Source organism: Kitasatospora purpeofusca (assembly GCF_034043715.1).
Lineage (GTDB): Bacteria > Actinomycetota > Actinomycetes > Streptomycetales > Streptomycetaceae > Kitasatospora > Kitasatospora purpeofusca_A.
In genome coordinates, this window is record NZ_JAXCLC010000033.1 from 33,457 (window position 1) to 52,051 (window position 18,595).

Genomic DNA, 18,595 nt, shown 5'->3' on the forward strand with positions numbered 1-18,595 from the left:
GAAATGCGAGCCGATTGTTCAACAAGGATACAAAAGATCGTCCCGGACGCCGCCGGACCTCAGTCCAGCAGGTGCGCGTTGACCGCGCGGGCCTCCTCCGCCAGCTCGGGCAGTTCGACCACCTCGACGCCGGCCGCCTCCAGCAGTCCGGCACCCCGGGTCTCCGCGACGAAGGTGGACGGTTCGCGCCAGGCCACCACCACCCGGGGGACGCCCGCCGCGATCAGCAGTTCGGCGCACGGCACCGGGCGGGAGGCCCGCTGCCCGCAGGGCTCCAGTGAGCTGTAGACGGTCGCGCCGCGCAGCCGGGGGTCGCCGGCCGGGAGCTTGGCGAGGGCCGCCTCCTCCGCGTGGTCACGGCCGTCCACCTCGCGGCTGAAACCCTCGGCCAGCACCGTGCCGTCGGCGGCGACCACCACCGCGCCGACCGAGAACGCCGTCCGCGAGGTCGGGCAGTGACGGGAGAGGTCCACCGCCCGGCGCAGGAACGCGAGATCCGCGTCGGACCCGGGGTGCGGCTCGGTCACGGGGCGGGCTCTCACGGGGCGGGCTCCTTCAAGACGGGCACCTTCAAGGCGGGCTCCTTCGGGGCGTACCTGAGCAGGACGACATCGCCCACCGTACGGGCCTCCAGCAGCCGCATCCGCCGGGCCGGGCCGCCGGGGAAGTCCGCCGTGCCGACGAACCGGGGCGCGCCCGGCTGCCCGACCAGCAGCGGGGCGACGACCAGTTGGAGTTCGTCCGCCAGCCCCTGGGCCAGGAACTGGGTGTGCACCCCGCTGCCGCCCTCGACCATCAGCCGCCGCACCCCGCGCGCGCCGAGGTCGTCCAGCACCGCGCCCAGGTCCACGGCCGGGCCGAGCGCGACCACCTCGGCCAGCCCGGCCAGTTCGGGGCGCAGCACGGCGGCGCCGGCGTCCGTGGTGTAGGCGAGCCGTTCGCCGCCGGTGTGCCAGAACCGCAGCGAACGGTCCAGCCGGCCGCTGGCGCTGAGGGTCGCCTTCAGCGGGTACGCGGGCCGCCCGGCCGCCGTCCGGGCGGCCCGCCGCCCGGGGTCGTTGACCAGCAGTCGCGGGTTGTCGGTGCGCAGGGTGTTGCCGCCGACCAGGATCGCGTCGGCGGCGGCCCGCTCGGCGTCCACCCGGTCGAAGTCGGCCGGGCCGGAGAGCAGCAGCCGCTCGGGTGAGGCGTCGTCGAGGAAGCCGTCCAGGGACATGGCGGCGCTCAGCAGGACGAAGGGGCGGGGGCCGGGCATGGTGGCGAGCCCTTCACGGTGCGGCGGTTCGGTCGGGTGTGCCGTCCACGGTACGGGCCGGGGTGTCCCGCCGCCGGTGGGGCGACCGCTATGTGAGACGAATCTTCTTGGAATGCGGGACGAGGAGTAGCGTCGGAGGCGTCGAGGAACGGCAGGTCCCGAGGGGGAGAACACCATGACCGCACCGAAGAACGCCGTCTACACCCATGGCCACCAGGAGCCCGTGCTGCGCTCGCACCGCTCCCGGACGGTCGAGAACTCCGCCGCCTATCTGCGCGACCACCTGCGGCCCGGGCAGGCCGTGCTGGACGTCGGCTGCGGCCCCGGCACCATCACCGCCGACCTGGCCGAACTGGTCGGCCCGACCGGCCGGGTGGTGGCCGCGGACGCCTCGGCCGAGGTGCTGGAGGAGGCCGCCCGCTACGTCGCCGGGCGCGGTCTGTCCAACGTCGTGTTCGAGGTCGCCGACGTGCACCGGCTGTCGTACGCCGACGGGGAGTTCGACGTGGTGCACGCCCACCAGGTGCTGCAGCACGTGGCCGACCCGGTGGGGGCGCTGCGGGAGCTGCGCCGGGTCACCGCGGAGGGAGGCGTGGTCGCCGTCCGGGACGTCGACTACGCCAGCATGACCTGGTACCCGGAGGTGCCCGAGCTGGACCGCTGGCTGGAGCTGTACGGGCGGATCGCCCGGCACTGCGGCGGCGAGCCGGACGCCGGACGGCGGCTGCTGTCCTGGGCCCGGGCGGCCGGCTTCACCGAGGTCACCGCCACGTCGAGTACCTGGACGTACGCGACGCCCGAGCAGCGCGCGTGGTGGGGCGGGCTGTGGGCCGAGCGGATCACGGACTCCGGCATCGCCAGGACGGCGGTGGCCGAGGGGTTCGCGGACGAGGCCGGACTGGCCCGGATCGCGGCCGGTTGGCGGGAGTGGGCGGCGGCCGGTGACGGGTGGTTCGCGATGCTGCACGGGGAGGTGCTGGCCCGGCGCTGACGCCGGGTCCGGAGCCGGTGCGGGCGGTGCGGTGGGCGGGTCGTTCGTGGGACGGGAAAACGCGGGTGGGTGTTCCACCGGATCCGGTAGAGTCGCGCGCCTGTTCCCGTACCCGACGGGCCGCCGGGCTCCGTCCGCGGGCACCTCGGGTCGTCCTGCCGAATTTGCCGCCCGCCGTCCGCGGGCCGGGGGAGATCGCACGTGTCCAAGTCCGAGTCCGACGCTGCCGTCGTCCCGGCGACCACGCCCGAGCCGGGGCCGGCCTCCGGGCCCACGCTGGGGCCCACGCCCGGGCCCGAGTCGACGGCCGCCCCGTGGACGGCCCCCGCCCCGGCGGCCCCGCTCGCCCCGCCTGCTCCGGCCACCCCGTTCGCCCCGTCCGTCCCGGCCACCCCGTCCGCGACGGCCGACGCCCCCGCCGCCGGCCCGGTGCCGCCGCCCGCGGCCGACCCCTGGGCGGCCCCCGCCGACATGCCGCCGCCGGTCGACCCGGCCGACCCGGCCACGCCGCAGCCGACCGGCTGGGCCGCCGTCACCCCCGCCTCCCAGAGCGGCTTCCAGCCCGGCTTCCCCTATCCGGAGGCCCCCACCCGCACCAACGGCTTCGCGATCGCCTCGCTGGTGACCGCCCTGTTCTGCCTGTGGCCGCTGGCGCTCGGCTTCGCGGTGGTCGCGCTGGTCCAGATATCCCGGCGCAACGAGAAGGGCCGGGGCCTGGCGGTCTCCGGCCTCGTCGTCGGCGTCCTGTCGCTGATCGTCTCCCTGATCGCGTTCATCGGACTGGCCGCGCTCGGCCTCGACGAGGAGCGGTACGGCGACTCCCGGCGCGGGCCGAAGGGCTCGGTGGCCGTCAACGACCTGCGGGTCGGCGACTGCTTCGACCAGCCGCCGCTCAGCCCCGGCGGGGACACCGAGTCCAGCAGCGTCTACTGGGTCCGGGTGGTGCCCTGCACCGCGCCGCACCACGCCGAGGTGGCCGGCACCGTCGTCCTCCCCGGCCGGGACGACCAGTACCCCAGTCGGAAGGAGATCGGTGACGGCGCCGAGAAGCTCTGCGGCCCGGTGCGGGACGACTACGCGCTCGACTCCTGGCTCGTCCCCGAGGGCGTCGACGGGTACTACTACTACCCGAGCGTTCGCAGCTGGATGGCCGGTGACCGCCGGGTGACCTGCACGTTCCAGGACGAGCGGCAGGCGCACACCGGCAGCGTCCGCACCGACCGGACCAAGCTCACCCAGGCCCAGCGCACCTACCTGGACGCGGTGCTCGCCTACAACAAGGCGCTGTTCGCCGAGCCGGAGCAGGACGTCGACGAGGCACCCGCCAAGTACCGCGAGTGGGCGAAGACGATGGCCGCGGCCTGCCGCAAGGAGGTCGCCGAGCTGTCGGCCAACGGGATCGACTGGCCGGAGGGCGCCAGGGCCAAGCTGATCGAGCTGGGCGCGATCAAGCTGGACGCCGCCAACGCCTGGGACGTCGCGGCCAGGACCATGGACCCCGCCGGTCTGGAGCGCGAGGTCGGCAAGGCTGACGCGCTGTCCGCCAAGAGCGGCAGGACGGCCCTGGACGTCCGGCGCGCGCTGGGGCTGTCGACCGGCGAGCAGGCCGCGGACATCCGGGTCTGAGCCCGGCCCCGGCTCCGGAGCCGCAGCCGGTCCGGCCACCGTCTAACCGGCCGTTAACAGCCCCCGTACCGGCCGGTAGCGAACGGGGCGTAGTGTCCCGTGCAGCCCCGCCCCGACCCGACCCCCACGCGGGCCGGGGCCGGGGCCTCCCCGCAGCATCCCGAGCAGTCCTAGCCTGGGCGCATGGACACCTTTCGGGTGATGCGGCAGGACGACAACGGTCAGCGCTTCCGGGTCGTCGGGGGGATCGGGCGGGAGGCGGCCGAACAGCTCGCGGCCGAGCTCGAGGCGCGCGGCCACAAGCAGCTGTACTGGGTCGAGGCCGAGCCCGCCGGGGACTCCCGGGCGCGGGGGCCGCACGGCTGAACCCGCCGCACGCCGTAGGGTCGGGGCCCATGGACAAGGCCACGGACCCCGCGGGGGAGAACCGGATCGTCGTCGGCGGCGCGCTGATCCACCGGGGGCGGGTGCTCGCCGCGCGGCGCAGCACGCCCGCCGAGGTGGCGGGGCGCTGGGAGTTCCCGGGCGGCAAGGCCGAACCCGGTGAGACCGAGACCGAGGCGCTGGAGCGCGAGCTGATGGAGGAGCTGGGCGTCCGGGCCCGGGCGCTGACCCGGCTGCCCGGCGCGTGGCTGGTGCGGCCCGGCCTCGAGCTGCGGCTCTGGGCGGCCGAACTGCTCTCCGGCGACCCGCTGCCGCTCCAGGAGCACGACGAGCTGCGCTGGGTCGGCGCCGCCGAGCTGGCCGAACTCGACTGGCTCGACCACGACCGGGAGGTCCTGCCCGAGGTCGCCCGCCTCCTCGCCACCTCCTGAGCCCTTCCCACGCCCGCCGCGCCCTGTCGCACGGCCTTGTGAACGCGCCTCCCGAGCCCGCTTCCGGAGCCCGCTTCCGGAGCCCGCCGCGCGGTGCCGCGCGGCGCGACGCGTGGCGCGGTGTCCCGGCAATCGGAAAGGCCGACGCGCCGGGCGGGATAGCCTTGGTTCTGCTGGGTATGTCACTTTTCGGCACTATTCGTCACCATCGGTGAGCCGCCCCAGCCGGCGACGCCGATCCCGAGCAGAGCCGGAGGCCGCGTCGGTGTCGAAGAGCGGGAACGGCGGCGGGGGAGCACGCCGGGCGGGCACCGGGGGGAGCGCCGCCGCTCGCGCCCGGCTGCGCCGCGGCGCGAACCGCGCGACGGCGGCCACCCGGGCCGATACCGGGGCCCACCCGTCCACGGCCCGGGCCGCGCCGTCCCCGGCGGCGTCCGACGCGGCCCAGGCCGGCGTCCGGGGCCGCCCTGGGCGGCCGTTCCCCGGCGGGCCGCGCGCCCTCCCGGAGACCCCGGGCGGGGCGGGCCCCGGCTCCGCCCCCGGCGGGACGGCCGGCGGCAGCCTCTTCGACGTGGTCAAGGTGGCCATCGCGATCCTCGACACGGCCGGCCGGGTGACGCTCTGGAGCCCGGCCGCCGAGGAACTGCTCGGCTGGCCCAACGAGCTGCTGGTCGGCCGCCGGATCGACGACCTGATCCCCGACGAGGACCAGGTGCTCCGGATCCGGGCCGCGATCCAGGACACCCTGCGGCACGGCCGCTGGTCCGGCCTGGCCGAGCTGCGCGACCGGGACGGCGTCCCGGTGCTGGTGGACGCCCGGATCTCGCTCCTCGTCGACGGCGACGGCAACCCGTTCCTCCAGGTCAACCTGGCCGAGGCGGCGGCCGTCCGGGAGGTGGAGCGCGACCTCGCGGTGCGTGACGCGCTCTTCGAGCAGTCCCCGCTGGGCATCGCGATCCTCGACACCGAGCTGCGCTACACGGCCGTCAACCGGACCCTCGCCGAGATGAACGGCGCCGCCCCGGAGGACCACGTCGGCCGCACCACCGGCGAGACCCTGCCCGAGCGCGCCGCCGACGAGATCACCGCGATCCAGCGCCAGGTGCTGGCCACCGGCGAGCCGGTCATCGACGTCACGCTCGCCTCGCCGGTCACCGCCCGCTCCGGGTACCGCTCGATCTCCTACAGCCGGATGACCGACCGCTCCGGGCGGGTCCTCGGCATCTCCGGCACCGTGATGGACGTGACCGAGCGTTACCGCGCGGTGGCCAAGGTCGAGCACGCCCGCCGTCGGCTGTCGCTGCTCAACGAGTTCGGCTCCCGGGTCGGCGACCTGCTGGACGCTTCCCGGATCGCCCAGGAGCTGGCCGGCGCGGTGGTGCCCAGGCTGACCGACCACGCGGCCGTGATCCTGCTCCAGGCCGTCGCGCACGGTGACGACCTGCCCCGGCACGGCCACGACCGCCGCACCTCGCTGCTCCAGCTCGGCACGGCCTCCGTGCAGGACGGCCCCGAGGTCGAGGTGATGCTGCGGCGCGGCGCCCGGATCACCTTCGCCGAGGACTCCGCCTGCGGCCGGGTGCTGCGCACCGGAGTCCCCGAGCTGCTCTCGGGCGCCGACCAGCTGAGCGACATCACCTACTCCGGCGATCCGAAGATGCAGGCGGCGTACGACCTGGGTGTGCACTCGATGCTGGTGGTGCCGCTGCGGGCGCGGGGCATCGTGATCGGACTGCTGCTGGTCAGCCGGGCCGGCTACCGCGAGGGCTTCGACCGGGACGACCTGGCGTTCACCGTCGAGCTGGCGGACCGGGCGGGCTCCTCGCTGGACAACGCCCGGCTCTACGCCCGGGAGCGCACCGCCGCCCTCACCCTCCAGCGCACCCTGCTGCCGCAGCAGGTGCCGCAGCCCACCGGCGTCGAGGTCGCCTACCGGTACGTGCCCGGCAGCAGCGGCACCGAGGTCGGCGGCGACTGGTTCGACGTCATCCCGCTGCCCGGCGACCGCACCGCGCTGGTGGTCGGCGACGTGATGGGGCACGGTCTGCGGGCCGCGGCCACCATGGGCCGGCTGCGCACCGCCGTCCGGGTGCTGGCCGCCCTCGACCTGCCGCCGGACGTGCTGCTGCGGCACGTCCACGAGCTGGCCGACGACCTCGCCCAGGGGCCGGACGAGGCCCTGCTCGCGACCTGTGTGTACGCGGTGTTCGACCCGGCCACCGCCACCCTGGTCGTCGCGAAGGCCGGCCACATCCCGCCGGTGCTGGTGGTGCCGGGGGAGGAGTCGGACGGGCCGACCAGGACCGGCGGACCGCTGCCCGGCGGCGCCGGCCGGATCCTGGAGCTGCCCTCGGGCGCCCCGCTCGGGGTCGGCGGGGTCCCGTTCGAGGCGGTCGAGCTGAAGATCCCCGAGGGCAGCCTGCTGGCGCTGTGCACCGACGGCCTGGTGGAGTCCCGGGACAAGGACCTGGACGTCGGCCTCGGCCGGCTGGTCACCGTGCTCCAGGAGCCGCACGCGTCGATCCAGGCGGCCTGCGAGGCGGTGCTGGGCACCATGGAGCAGGGCCGGGAGCCGGACGACGTGGCGCTGCTGCTGGCCCGGCTCGGCCACGGTCAGGCCGGTACCCCGACGGCGGGCTGGACCCTGCCCGCCGAGCCGACCGCCGTCTCCCGGGCCCGCCGGCTGGTCCGCGCGACGCTGGCCGAGTGGGGCGTCGAGCAGCTCACCGACACCGCCGAGCTGCTGGTCAGCGAGCTGGTCACGAACGCCGTCCGGTACGCGAGCGCGCCGATCGGCGTGCGGTTGACGCTCGGCGAGACGCTCCTGGTGGAGATCTCCGACCCGCTGCCGGACCCGCCCCGGGAGCGGCACGCGGCCGAGGCGGACGAGGGCGGGCGCGGGCTGGAGCTGGTGGCCCGGCTGGCCCTGCACTGGGGTGCCAGGGCCGAGGGGATGGGCAAGGTGGTCTGGTTCGAGCAGGCGCTGCCGGGAACTCCGGGCGCGGAGTAGTCCCGCATATGCCACCGGAGGGCCTCGGGGGAGCGCGCGCCCCGGTAGGGGGCGCGAGCGTGGCATTGTGGTCGCGCGGGCGGTAGGACAAAAACCTTCGCCCGATCTGATGTTGTGATGTTGAGGGCGTGTGAACGTACCCCTCGATGATGAATACTCGGTCTTCTCGACATCCGGACGGTCGCGGGTTTGGAGGGGTCGGTCCGTTGAACAGCACCCCGGCGCGCAATGCGCCGAGCAGCAGCGGTCATGCCGCTGTACCGGGGCAGGCCGGCGCCCAACACGTGCCGGCCCCCGCCCACCAGCCGCCCGCCCCCGTCCGGGCCGCCTGGCCGACCGCCGAGGGGCAGCGCTGGGGCGCCGGGGATCCGGGCTCGATCTACGACTACATCCGGGTCGCCACCTTCGCCATCGGCCCGGACGGCCGGATCAGCCAGTGGAGCGAGCGGGCCGCCGAGTTCTTCGGCGTCACCGCCGTCGAGGCGGTCGGCGCCGACCCGGTGACCACCTTCGTGCCGCGCGAGCTCTGGCAGCGCGGCCGGACCCGGCTCGAGCGCACCCTGGCCGGCGAGGAATGGGTCGGCACCGCCCCGTACCGGCACGCCGACGGCGGCGAGGGCCTCGCCGAGCTCTACCTGATGCCGGACAGCGCGCTGCCCACCGCCGGCGCCACCTGTCTCGCGGTCGACCTCGGCCGGCTCCGCCGGATCGAGACCGATCTGGCCGCATCGGAGGCGGTTTTCGGCCAGACTCCGACCGGCTTCGTCCTCTTCGACGACCGGCTCCGCCTCCAGCGGGTCAACGACGCCTTCGCCTCCGGCATGGGCCTCGCGCCCACCGACCTCGAGGGCCTCACCCCGCACGACATCTTCCCCGGCCCCGAGGCCGACCGCCTCACCGCCGCCCTGCGCAAGGTCCTCGCCAGCGGCGAGCCCGTCTTCGACCTGCGCTTCCACGCCGCCGTCCCGACCCGCGAGGGCCACCGGCTCTGGGCCGTCTCGCTCTACCGCCTCAACGGCGCCGCCGGCCAGCCGATGGGCGTCGCCGGACAGGTCTCCGACGTCACCAGCCGGCACGTCGCCGAGCGCGAGGCCGACGGCGTCCGCCGCAACCTCGCGCTGCTCAACGAGGCCAGCGCCCACATCGGCTCCACCCTCGACCTGGAGACCACCGCCAAGGAACTGCTGGACGTCGTCGTCCCGCCGTTCTGCGACCTCGCCACCGTCGACCTGTACACCGCGCTGCTCTCCGGCGAGACCGTGCCCAGCGCCGGCCGGCTCGGCGACACCGTGCTCACCGACGGCAGCGGCGAACTGCGCCGGGTCGCCGTCTCCAGCGTGGTCGGCGGCGCCTCCTCGGTGCTCGGCTCGGTCACCGGCCTGCCCATCGCCGAGGCCGGCGGCACCCTCTGCTACCCCCGCCGCTCCCCGCACGCCCGGGCGCTGCGCACCGGCCGCAGCGTCGTCCCGGAGCCCGGCCCCGATCCGCTGCTGCGCTCCACCCTGATCGTCCCGCTGGTCGCCCGCGACCAGGTCCTCGGCCTGGTCCAGCTCTCCCGGGCGATCGGCAGCGAACCCTTCGACGCCCGTGACGTCGCCATCGCCGAGGAACTCGTCGCCCGCGCCGCCGTCTGCATCGACAACGCCCGGCTCTACCGCCGCGAGCACGAGCGCGCCCTGATCCTCCAGCGCAGCCTGCTGCCCCCGGGCAACCCGGCCGCCAGCGGCCTGGAGATCGCCTGCCGCTACCTGCCGAGCAACAACAACACCGAGGTCGGCGGCGACTGGTTCGACGTCATCCCGCTGCCCGGCAACCGCACCGCCCTGGTCATCGGCGACGTCATGGGCCGCGGCCTGCGCGCCGCCGTCGCCATGGGCCAGCTGCGCACCGCCGTCCGCACCCTCGCCATGCTCGACCTCGACCCGGCCGAGGTGCTCACCGCCCTGGACGAGATCGCCCGCGGCCTCGGCGACGACACCGCGCCGGCCGCCCCTTCGGCCCCGTACGGACGGCTCACCTCCACCGCCGACGAGGAGGCCCGCGAGGTCTACCTGGCGACCTGCGTCTACGCGGTCTTCGACGCCGTCACCCGGCGCTGCGTCTTCGCCAACGCCGGCCACCTCCCACCGGTGCTGCTCAGCCCCGGCGAGAGCGCCCGGATGCTGGACGTACCGCCCGGCCTGCCGCTCGGCGTCGGCGGCGAGCCCTTCGAGGAGGTCGAGCTGACCCTCCCGGACGGCGCCGTGCTCGGTCTCTACACCGACGGCCTGGTGGAGAGCCGCAAGCACCAGCTGGACGAGGGCCTCAAGGCCTTCCGCACCGCGCTCTCCGCCGACGGCAAGAGCCTGGAGGACCTCTGCGACCACGTCCTCGACGAGCTGAACCCGCACCACGGCGAGGACGACATCGCCCTGCTGATGGCCAGGGTGCACGCCTTCCCCGCGGACGCCGTCGGCCAGTGGTTCCTGCCGCCCGAGCCCACCTCGGTCGCCAAGGCCCGCGAGGCCGCGTGCAGCTGGCTGCTGGCCCGGGGCCTGGATGACCTGGTCGACACCACCGAGCTGCTGGTCAGCGAACTGGTCACCAACGCGCTGCGGCACGGCCGGGGCGAGATCCGGCTGCGGCTGCTGCGCGACCGGACCATGGTGTGCGAGGTCTGGGACGACGGCTACGCCCAGCCCCGGCAGCGGCGCGCCCACGAGACCGACGAGGGCGGGCGCGGCCTCCAGCTGGTCAGCCTGCTCGCCGAGCGCTGGGGCAGCCGGCGCACCCCCAAGGGCAAGATCGTCTGGTTCGAGCTGGGGCTGTAAGCCCCTCCCTCCCGGGGCTGCACGGCGGCCCGGGCGGCCTCGTCGCACGGCTCGGCCGGACGGCCCCGTCCGACGGCTGTCCCGGCCGCCCCGGGCCGCACGGCCGTACCGCCGATCGGGTGCCGCAGCCGGCCGGCCGCCGTGTCGCCGCCGCCGGGGGCCGGGCAGCGGCGTTCCATGGCCGCCATGCGCGCCCGCCTCCCCGTCGCAGCCGCCGCGCTGCTGCTCGCCCTCGGTGCCGTCTCGGGCTGCCTCGGCGGCCCCGGCCCGGCCCGCACCGCCCGGACCCCCGACCCCGCGCCGCCCGCGCCCGCCGCCGTCACCGGCGACGTCCGCCCGGCCGACCGGGCCGCCGTCCGCGACGGCGGCGCCCTGCGCTGGGCCGTCGACGCCGTACCGGCCACCCTGAACGTCTACCAGCCCGCCGCCACCCCCGACTCCGCGCTGCTCGCGCACGCCCTCTACCCGGCGCTGTTCCGGCCGGACGCGCACGGCGAGTGGACCCCCGACGAGGACTACCTGACCGCCGCCGAGGCCACCCCGCCGGGCCGGCTGCCCCAGGTGGTCACCTACCACCTCGCCCCGCGCGCGGTCTGGAGCGACGGCACCCCGCTCTCCGCCGCCGACTTCATCGCCCAGCGGGCCGCGCTCTCCGGCCTGGACCCCGCCTACAGCGTCGTCCGGCCCGCCGGGTACGCGGCCATCGACTCGATCGTCCCGGGCGCCGACCCGCACGAGGTCAGGGTCACCTTCCGGCAGCCCTACGGCGAGTGGCGCGCCCTGTTCGGCCCGCTCTACCCCGCCGCCGAGACCGCCACCGCCGCCGCCTTCGGCCGCCCGCTGCCCGGCGGCACCGCCCACCCGACGGCCGGGCCCTTCCTGGTATCCGGCTACGACCCGGCCGCCGGCCGGGCCACCCTGGTCCGCAACCCGTACTGGTGGGGCGAGCCGGCCAAGGCCGACCGGATCGACTTCCTGGCCACCCCCGCCGAACGGCGCGGCCCCGAGCTGGCCGAGGGCCGGCTGGACCTCGCCCCGCTGACCACCGCCGTCGACCGCGCCGGCGGCGACGCCGCGGAGGCGGTCCGCCGTGCCGGCGCCCTGCCCGGCACCGCCCTGCACCGGGCCGCCGGGACCGGCCTCACCCAGCTGACCCTCAACGCCGCCCGCGAACCGCTCACCGACCCGGCGCTGCGCCGCGCCCTGGCCCGTGCCGTCGACCGGCGGCACGCCGCCGACGCCGCGCTCACCCCGCTCGGGCTGCCCGCCGCACCCCTCGGCCACCACCTGCTGACCGGCGACCAGGCCGGCTACCGGGACAACGCCGACGCGCTGGGCACCGCCGACCCCGGGCGGATGCTGGACGCGGCGGGCTGGCGGCGGCCCGCCGACGGCGGCACCCGGGCCCGGGACGGCCATCCGCTGGCCCTCACCCTGCTGGTCCCGGCCGGCTCGGCGACCCTGCGGCGGGCGGCCGACGCGGTGGCGGCCGACCTCGGCACGGCCGGGGCGGCCGTCCGGGTGGCCGAGGCCCCGCCGGACGCCTTCCTCCGCGACCACCTGGCCACCGGGGACTTCGACCTCGCCCTCTTCTCCTGGCCGGCCGGCCCCGGCCCGGCCGGTGAGCAGCGGCCCGTCTACGCCAAGCCCCGCCCCGGCCCGGACGGCACCCCGGTGCCGGGCAGCAACTACGCCCGGGCCGGCACGGAGGAGATCGACCGCCTGTTCGACCGCGCCGCCGCCGAGCCCGACCCGGCCGCCCGCCGGGCCCTGCTCCAGGAGACAGATGTGCGGATCTGGCAGCTCGGCCACTCGGTTCCGCTGTTCCAGCGCCCCGAACTGGTGGCCGTCCGCGAGGGCCTCAGCGGCGCCGGGGTCTGGGGTTTCACCCGTCCGAGGCTGCGGGACATCGGCTGGTCGGCGGGGTGACCGGGGCCCGGATTCCGGCGGCCGGAGGGGGGCCGTTTTGTGATCTTGCTCCCCCGGACGGCTCCCGTTTCGGCCGAGCTGGGCCGTTCCCCGTACGATAGGAGGAAGCCGTGGCATGTCCTGCCCGGCGGGTGGACCGGTAGTAGCAGGCGGAACGGGCGGCGGCGATCAACAGGGATCGCCGGTCGGCGTCACGCAGCCGGGCGCCGTAACCCACAATTCCGGGAGAATCCGCTCAGCATGCCCACGCGCAATGACATCCGCAACGTTGCCATCGTCGCTCACGTCGACCACGGCAAGACCACCCTGGTCGACGCCATGCTGAAGCAGGCCGGCGCCTTCGCCGCCCACCAGCACCTCGATGACCGGATGATGGACTCCAACGATCTGGAGCGCGAGAAGGGCATCACCATTCTCGCGAAGAACACCGCCGTCAAGTACCACCCCAAGGAGGGTGGCGCGCCGATCACGATCAACATCATCGACACCCCCGGCCACGCCGACTTCGGTGGTGAGGTCGAGCGCGGCCTGTCGATGGTCGACGCGGTCGTGCTGCTCGTCGACGCCTCCGAGGGCCCGCTGCCGCAGACCCGCTTCGTGCTCCGCAAGGCGCTGACGGCCAAGCTGCCGGTCATCCTCTGCATCAACAAGACCGACCGCCCGGACTCCCGGATCGACGAGGTCATCAACGAGACCTACGACCTCTTCCTGGACCTCGACGCCACCGAGGAGCAGATCGAGTTCCCGATCGTCTACGCCTGTGCGCGTGACGGCGTCGCCTCGATGACCAAGCCGGAGAACGGCACCGTGCCGGCCGACAGTGACTCGCTGGAGCCGTTCTTCTCCACCATCCTGGAGCACGTCCCGGCCCCGACCTACGACGAGGACGCGCCGCTCCAGGCGCACGTCACCAACCTGGACGCCGACAACTTCCTCGGCCGTATCGCGCTCTGCCGGGTCGAGCAGGGCGAGCTGCGCAAGGGCCAGCAGGTCACGTGGATGAGGCGGGACGGCTCGGTCCAGCAGGTCAAGATCACCGAGCTGCTGATGACCGAGGCGCTCACCCGCAAGCCGGCCGAGGTGGCCGGCCCCGGCGACATCTGTGCCGTCGCGGGCATCCCGGAGATCATGATCGGCGAGACCCTGGCCGACCTGGAGAACCCGGTCGCGCTGCCGCTCATCACGGTGGACGAGCCGGCCATCTCGATGGTCATCGGCACCAACACCTCGCCGCTGGTCGGCAAGGGCGGCAAGGGCCACAAGGTCACCGCCCGCATGGTGAAGGACCGCCTGGACCGCGAGCTGATCGGTAACGTCTCGCTCCGCGTGCTGCCGACCGAGCGTCCGGACGCCTGGGAGGTCCAGGGCCGTGGCGAGCTGGCGCTGGCCATCCTGGTCGAGACCATGCGCCGGGAGCTCTTCGAGCTGACCGTCGGCAAGCCGCAGGTCGTCGTCAAGGTCATCAACGGCAAGACCCACGAGCCGGTCGAGCGGATGACCATCGACAGCCCCGAGGAGTACCTCGGCGCCATCACCCAGCTGATGGCGACCCGCAAGGGCCGTATGGAGACCATGACGAACCACGGCTCCGGCTGGGTCCGGATGGAGTTCATCGTCCCGTCGCGCGGCCTGATCGGCTTCCGGACCCAGTTCCTGACCGACACCCGCGGCACCGGCATCGCGCACAGCATCTTCGAGGGCCACGAGCCGTGGTTCGGCGAGCTGCGGATGCGCAACAACGGTTCGCTGGTGGCGGACCGCGCGGGCGTCGTGACGCCGTTCGCGATGATGGGCATCCAGGAGCGCGGCACGCTCTTCGTCGAGCCCACCACCGAGGTGTACGAGGGCATGATCGTCGGCGAGAACTCGCGTCAGGACGACATGGACATCAACATCACCAAGGAGAAGAAGCTCACCAACATGCGTGCGGCTTCCTCCGACACCACCGAGAACCTGGTGCCGCCGCGCAAGCTCTCGCTGGAGCAGTCGCTGGAGTTCTGCCGCGAGGACGAGTGCATCGAGGTGACCCCGGAGACCGTGCGTATCCGTAAGGTCGTCCTGGACCAGAAGGAGCGCGGGCGTACCGCTTCGCGCGCCAAGAAGGCCTGATTCCGGCCTTCTGAGCTTCTCCGGCCGTGCTTCGGCCGGAAACCGTCGCCCCCCTTTCCGATGGAGAGGGGGGCGAACCTTTTCAACTACTCGATGATGTCGGCGCAGGTATAAACCGAATAGCGCCTACCACGCCGAGGTGTCCGCTGAGCGAACATGACAGTCCGTCATTCATGACGACTGTCCGTTTGATGCCTGTCTGAGTATGTCTCTTATGTCCGATTTTCGAAACTTACCGACCGTTCATGTGACCTAATTGAGATCGGCAGTGGTCACTTTCGTGTCCATGGGTGACACATAGTGGGTGCAGTCAGGCTCGGGTCAAGGGTTAACGCGCAGGGGTGCGCGCCGAAACCACGAGCGCGGACGGCACAGCGGACCGGTGACAACCGATCGCGGTGCTCTCCTCGTTGGAAAGTCGAATTCAGGAGGCATCCCCCCATGCGTGGTGCAACCCAGACCAAGTGGCTCGTGGCAGCGACCGCGATCGCTCTCGCGGCGACCGCCTGCAGCACCAGCTCGAAGAGCACCGACAAGGCTGCCTCCGGCGGCGGCACCATCGCCGTCCAGCTCGGTGAGCCGCAGCACGGTCTGATCCCGCAGAACACCGCGGAGTCCGAGGGTGCCGAGGTCCTGAACGCGCTGTTCGCCGGCCTGGTCGAGTACGACAACAAGACCAACGAGCCGAAGCTGCGCGTCGCGGAGTCGATCGAGTCCCCCGACAGCAAGGTCTGGACGATCAAGCTGAAGGACGGCTACACCTTCCACAACGGCGAGAAGGTCACCGCCCAGTCCTTCGTGGACGCCTGGAACTGGGGTGCCAACCAGGACAACGCGGCCGAGGGCCTGCCGTTCTTCGCCAAGATCGAGGGCTCCGAGGACCTGTCCCCGGGCAAGGACAAGAAGCCGACCACCGACAAGCTCAAGGGCCTGACGGTCGTCGACGACAAGACCTTCACCGTCTCGCTGAGCGCCCCGTTCTCCCAGTTCAAGACCATGCTGGGCTACAACGCGTTCTACCCGCTGCCGAAGGCCTTCTTCCAGGACAAGAAGACCTTCGAGGACGCCCCCATCGGCAACGGCCCGTTCCAGATGGACGGCAAGTGGGAGCACAACCAGCAGATCAAGGTCAAGCGCTACGACAACTTCCCGGCCGCTGACGGCAAGGCGAAGCTGCAGGGCGTCACCTTCAAGATCTACGACAAGCTGGAGACGGCGTACAACGACCTGCGCGCCGACAACATCCAGGCGACCGACAAGCTCCCGATCTCGGCCATGGGCACGGTCAAGGGCGAGTTCGGCGACCGCTACATCTACAAGCCGGAGTCCGGCGTCGGCTACATCGGCTTCCCGATCGCCACCAACCCGGCCACCTACGGCAAGCCGGAGATCCGCAAGGCGATCTCGATGGCGATCGACCGCGAGGCGATCACCAAGACGATCTTCTCGGGCACCCGCGTCCCGGCCGACGACTTCGTCAACCCGCTGATCCCGGGCTACCGCAAGGGCGCCATGGGCGACGCGGCGAAGTACGACCCGACCAAGGCCAAGGCGCTCTGGGACACCGCCGGCGGCGTCCCGAACAACACCATCGAGCTGGGTTACAACGCCGATGGTGGCCACAAGGAGTGGATCGAGGCCGTCGCCAACCAGCTGAAGAAGAACCTGGGCGTCGAGGTCACCACCAAGCCGTTCGAGAAGTTCGGCAAGATCCTGGACGCGCTGGGCGCCAAGCAGTACTCCGGCGGCTTCCGCATGGCGTGGTCGATGGACTACCCGTCGATCGAGAACTACGAGCGTCCGATCTTCTCGAAGGTCGCGATCGAGAACGGCTCGAACTACGGCGGCTACGTCAACGAGCAGTTCGAGTCGCTGCTGGACCAGGCCGACCAGGCGAAGAGCCCGGAGGAGGGCCTGAAGCTGTACCAGCAGGCCGATGACGTCCTCATCCAGGACCTGCCGTACATCCCGGTCTACACCTACATGTCGTCCGCGGCGTACAGCAAGAAGATCAAGAACTTTGACACCGACGCCCAGGGTCGTATGAACCTGGACGAGGTCGAGCTCGCCGGCTGATCCGGTTAATCAGACGATCGGGGGCGGGCGGACCGGACTACAGTCCGGGTCCTCCCGCCTCCCTTCCTTGTCCGAAAGTGTGGAGGTCTGATGGGCCGCTATGTGATCCGCCGACTGATACAGGCGATCCCTGTCCTGATCGGCGCGACGTTCCTGATCTACTGGCTGTGCTTCAGCCTGCCGGGTGACCCGGTACAGGCATTGGCCGGCGAGAAGAAGGCCGATCCAATCGTGGCGGAGATGATCCGCCAGAAGTACCACCTGAACGACCCGTTCCTGCTCCAGTACTGGAACTACATCACCGGCGTCTTCCAGGGGAACCTGGGCGAGAGCCTGACGGGTCGCTCGGTGAGCGAGATGATCAGCGAGGCGTTCCCGTTCACCGTCAACCTCGCCATCGTGGCTTTTGTCATCGAGGCGATCATCGGTGTGCTGGCGGGCGTCATGGCGGCCCTGCGCAAGGGCAAGTTCCTGGACCAGCTGGTTCTCATCAGCACGCTGTTCGTGATCTCGATCCCGGTCTTCGTCACCGGCTTCGTGCTCCAGCTCGTCCTCGGCGTCAAGCTGAAGAACGACTACGGCATCGAGATCTTCTCCGTCTCCTTCAATGAGGAGGACGGGCTCCGCGGCTACCTGCTGCCGGCCTTCGTGCTGGCTTCGACCTCGCTCGCGTACGTCGCCCGACTGACCCGCACCAGCCTGATGGAGACCATGCGCGCGGACTACGTCCGTACCGCGGTCGCCAAGGGTCTGAAGAAGCGCCGGGTGATCGGTCGGCACGCCCTGCGCAACGCCCTGATCCCGATCGTCACCTTCCTCGGTGCCGACCTCGGCGGTCTGATGGGTGGCGCGGTCATCACCGAGAAGATCTTCAACATTCACGGCATCGGTGGTCTGCTCGCCCAGGCCGTGTACCAGAAGCAGGGCACGATCATCGTCGGCGTCGTCACGCTGCTGGTGATGATCTACCTGGTCACCACCCTGCTCGTGGACATGCTGTACGCCGTGCTCGACCCGAGGATCCGCTATGAGTGAGACCATCACCAAGGGCGCCGAGGCCCCTTCCGGGGACAACACCCCCAAGTCCTCGCCGGAGAAGAAGCAGAAGCCGGAGCGTGTCGCCAGCCTCTGGTCGGACGCTCTGCGCGACCTGCGCCGCAACCCGATCTTCATCATCGGCGCAGCGCTGGTGTCGTTCCTGATCATCCTGGCCGTCGTGCCGGGCTGGTTCACGGACGGAAGCCCGTTCGACAACAACGCGTGCGACCTGGCCGACTCGCTCAAGCGTCCGAGTGCCGAGCACTGGTTCGGCTTCGACGTCCAGGGCTGCGACATCTACACCCGTACGGTGTGGGGTGCCCGTAACTCGATCATCGTCGGTGTGCTGACGACCTCGATGGTCACGCTGGTCGGTGCCCTCCTCGGCCTGCTGGCCGGCTGGAAGGGCGGGATCGTCGACTCGATCCTGTCCCGCTTCACCGAGATCTTCTTCTCGATCCCGCTGCTGCTCGGCGGCATGCTGATCATGTCGATGCTCGGCAAGGGCAACGCCTGGACCGTCTCGGTCGTCATGACCGTGCTCGGCTGGCCGCAGATCTTCCGCATCATGCGCGCCTCGGTGCTGGCCAACAAGAACAACGACTACGTGATGGCCGCCCGCGCCCTCGGCGCCGGCGCCGGCCGGATCACCTTCCGGCACATCCTGCCGAACGCCATCGCGCCGGTGATCGTCGTGTCCGCGATCTCGCTGGGTGTCTACATCGGTGCCGAGGCCGCGCTGTCCTACCTGGGCATCGGCGTCCAGCCGCCGGAGATCTCCTGGGGCCTGATGATCAGTGACGCGTCGGTCCGCTTCCTCGACGCGCCGCACGTCCTGCTCTTCCCGTCGGCCGTACTGAGCGTCACCGTACTGGCCTTCATCATGCTCGGCGACGCGGTGCGCGACGCCCTCGACCCGAAGCTCCGCTGAGAGAA

Annotated in this window: 11 protein-coding genes and 1 pseudogene; 11 read left to right on the forward strand and 1 reads right to left on the reverse strand. The window is 72.5% G+C overall.

From position 1 onward, the window contains the following. Window positions 1-59: 59 nt before the first annotated feature. Window positions 60-1,255: pseudogene (locus SM793_RS18590) on the reverse strand (dihydrofolate reductase family protein). Window positions 1,256-1,430: 175 nt separating this feature from the next. Between SM793_RS18590 and SM793_RS18595 the strand changes: the two are divergent. The 11 genes from SM793_RS18595 to SM793_RS18645 all read left to right on the forward strand — a co-directional run bounded on the left by SM793_RS18595 (window position 1,431) and on the right by SM793_RS18645 (window position 18,590). Next, window positions 1,431-2,246 carry a methyltransferase domain-containing protein gene (locus tag SM793_RS18595; RefSeq protein ID WP_320439323.1) on the forward strand — a complete coding sequence of 272 codons (816 nt, stop codon included), beginning with the start codon at window positions 1,431-1,433 and terminating at the stop codon, window positions 2,244-2,246. Window positions 2,247-2,447: 201 nt separating this feature from the next. After that, window positions 2,448-3,872, forward strand: a complete 1,425-nt coding sequence (locus SM793_RS18600; RefSeq protein ID WP_320439324.1) for a DUF4190 domain-containing protein — start codon at window positions 2,448-2,450, stop codon at window positions 3,870-3,872. A 183-nt stretch (window positions 3,873-4,055) separates the two neighbouring features. Continuing rightward, window positions 4,056-4,238: an SPOR domain-containing protein gene (locus tag SM793_RS18605; RefSeq protein WP_320439325.1), complete on the forward strand. Its 183-nt coding sequence runs from the start codon at window positions 4,056-4,058 to the stop codon at window positions 4,236-4,238. Between the two features lie 29 nt (window positions 4,239-4,267). Further along, window positions 4,268-4,687, forward strand: coding sequence for a (deoxy)nucleoside triphosphate pyrophosphohydrolase (locus SM793_RS18610; RefSeq protein WP_320439326.1), 420 nt, complete (start codon window positions 4,268-4,270; stop codon window positions 4,685-4,687). Between the two features lie 265 nt (window positions 4,688-4,952). After that, window positions 4,953-7,697, forward strand: coding sequence for a SpoIIE family protein phosphatase (locus SM793_RS18615; protein ID WP_320439327.1), 2,745 nt, complete (start codon window positions 4,953-4,955; stop codon window positions 7,695-7,697). A 206-nt stretch (window positions 7,698-7,903) separates the two neighbouring features. Then, the gene (locus SM793_RS18620; protein WP_413815987.1) at window positions 7,904-10,507 is read left to right on the forward strand and encodes a SpoIIE family protein phosphatase; all 2,604 of its coding nucleotides are present in this window, start codon (window positions 7,904-7,906) and stop codon (window positions 10,505-10,507) included. A gap of 186 nt (window positions 10,508-10,693) precedes the next feature. Continuing rightward, window positions 10,694-12,436: an ABC transporter family substrate-binding protein gene (locus SM793_RS18625; RefSeq protein ID WP_320439328.1), complete on the forward strand. Its 1,743-nt coding sequence runs from the start codon at window positions 10,694-10,696 to the stop codon at window positions 12,434-12,436. Window positions 12,437-12,676: 240 nt separating this feature from the next. Further along, complete coding sequence (gene typA, locus SM793_RS18630) at window positions 12,677-14,545, forward strand: translational GTPase TypA (protein ID WP_320439329.1); 1,869 nt, start codon at window positions 12,677-12,679, stop codon at window positions 14,543-14,545. A 441-nt stretch (window positions 14,546-14,986) separates the two neighbouring features. After that, window positions 14,987-16,621, forward strand: coding sequence for an ABC transporter substrate-binding protein (locus tag SM793_RS18635; RefSeq protein ID WP_320439330.1), 1,635 nt, complete (start codon window positions 14,987-14,989; stop codon window positions 16,619-16,621). Between the two features lie 90 nt (window positions 16,622-16,711). Then, window positions 16,712-17,656 carry an ABC transporter permease gene (locus SM793_RS18640; protein WP_320439331.1) on the forward strand — a complete coding sequence of 315 codons (945 nt, stop codon included), beginning with the start codon at window positions 16,712-16,714 and terminating at the stop codon, window positions 17,654-17,656. Continuing rightward, entirely contained in the window at window positions 17,649-18,590 is a 942-nt protein-coding gene (locus SM793_RS18645) for an ABC transporter permease (protein WP_320439332.1), read from the forward strand. Before SM793_RS18640 ends, SM793_RS18645 begins: the two co-directional genes overlap by 8 nt. The last annotated feature ends 5 nt before the right edge of the window (window positions 18,591-18,595 follow it).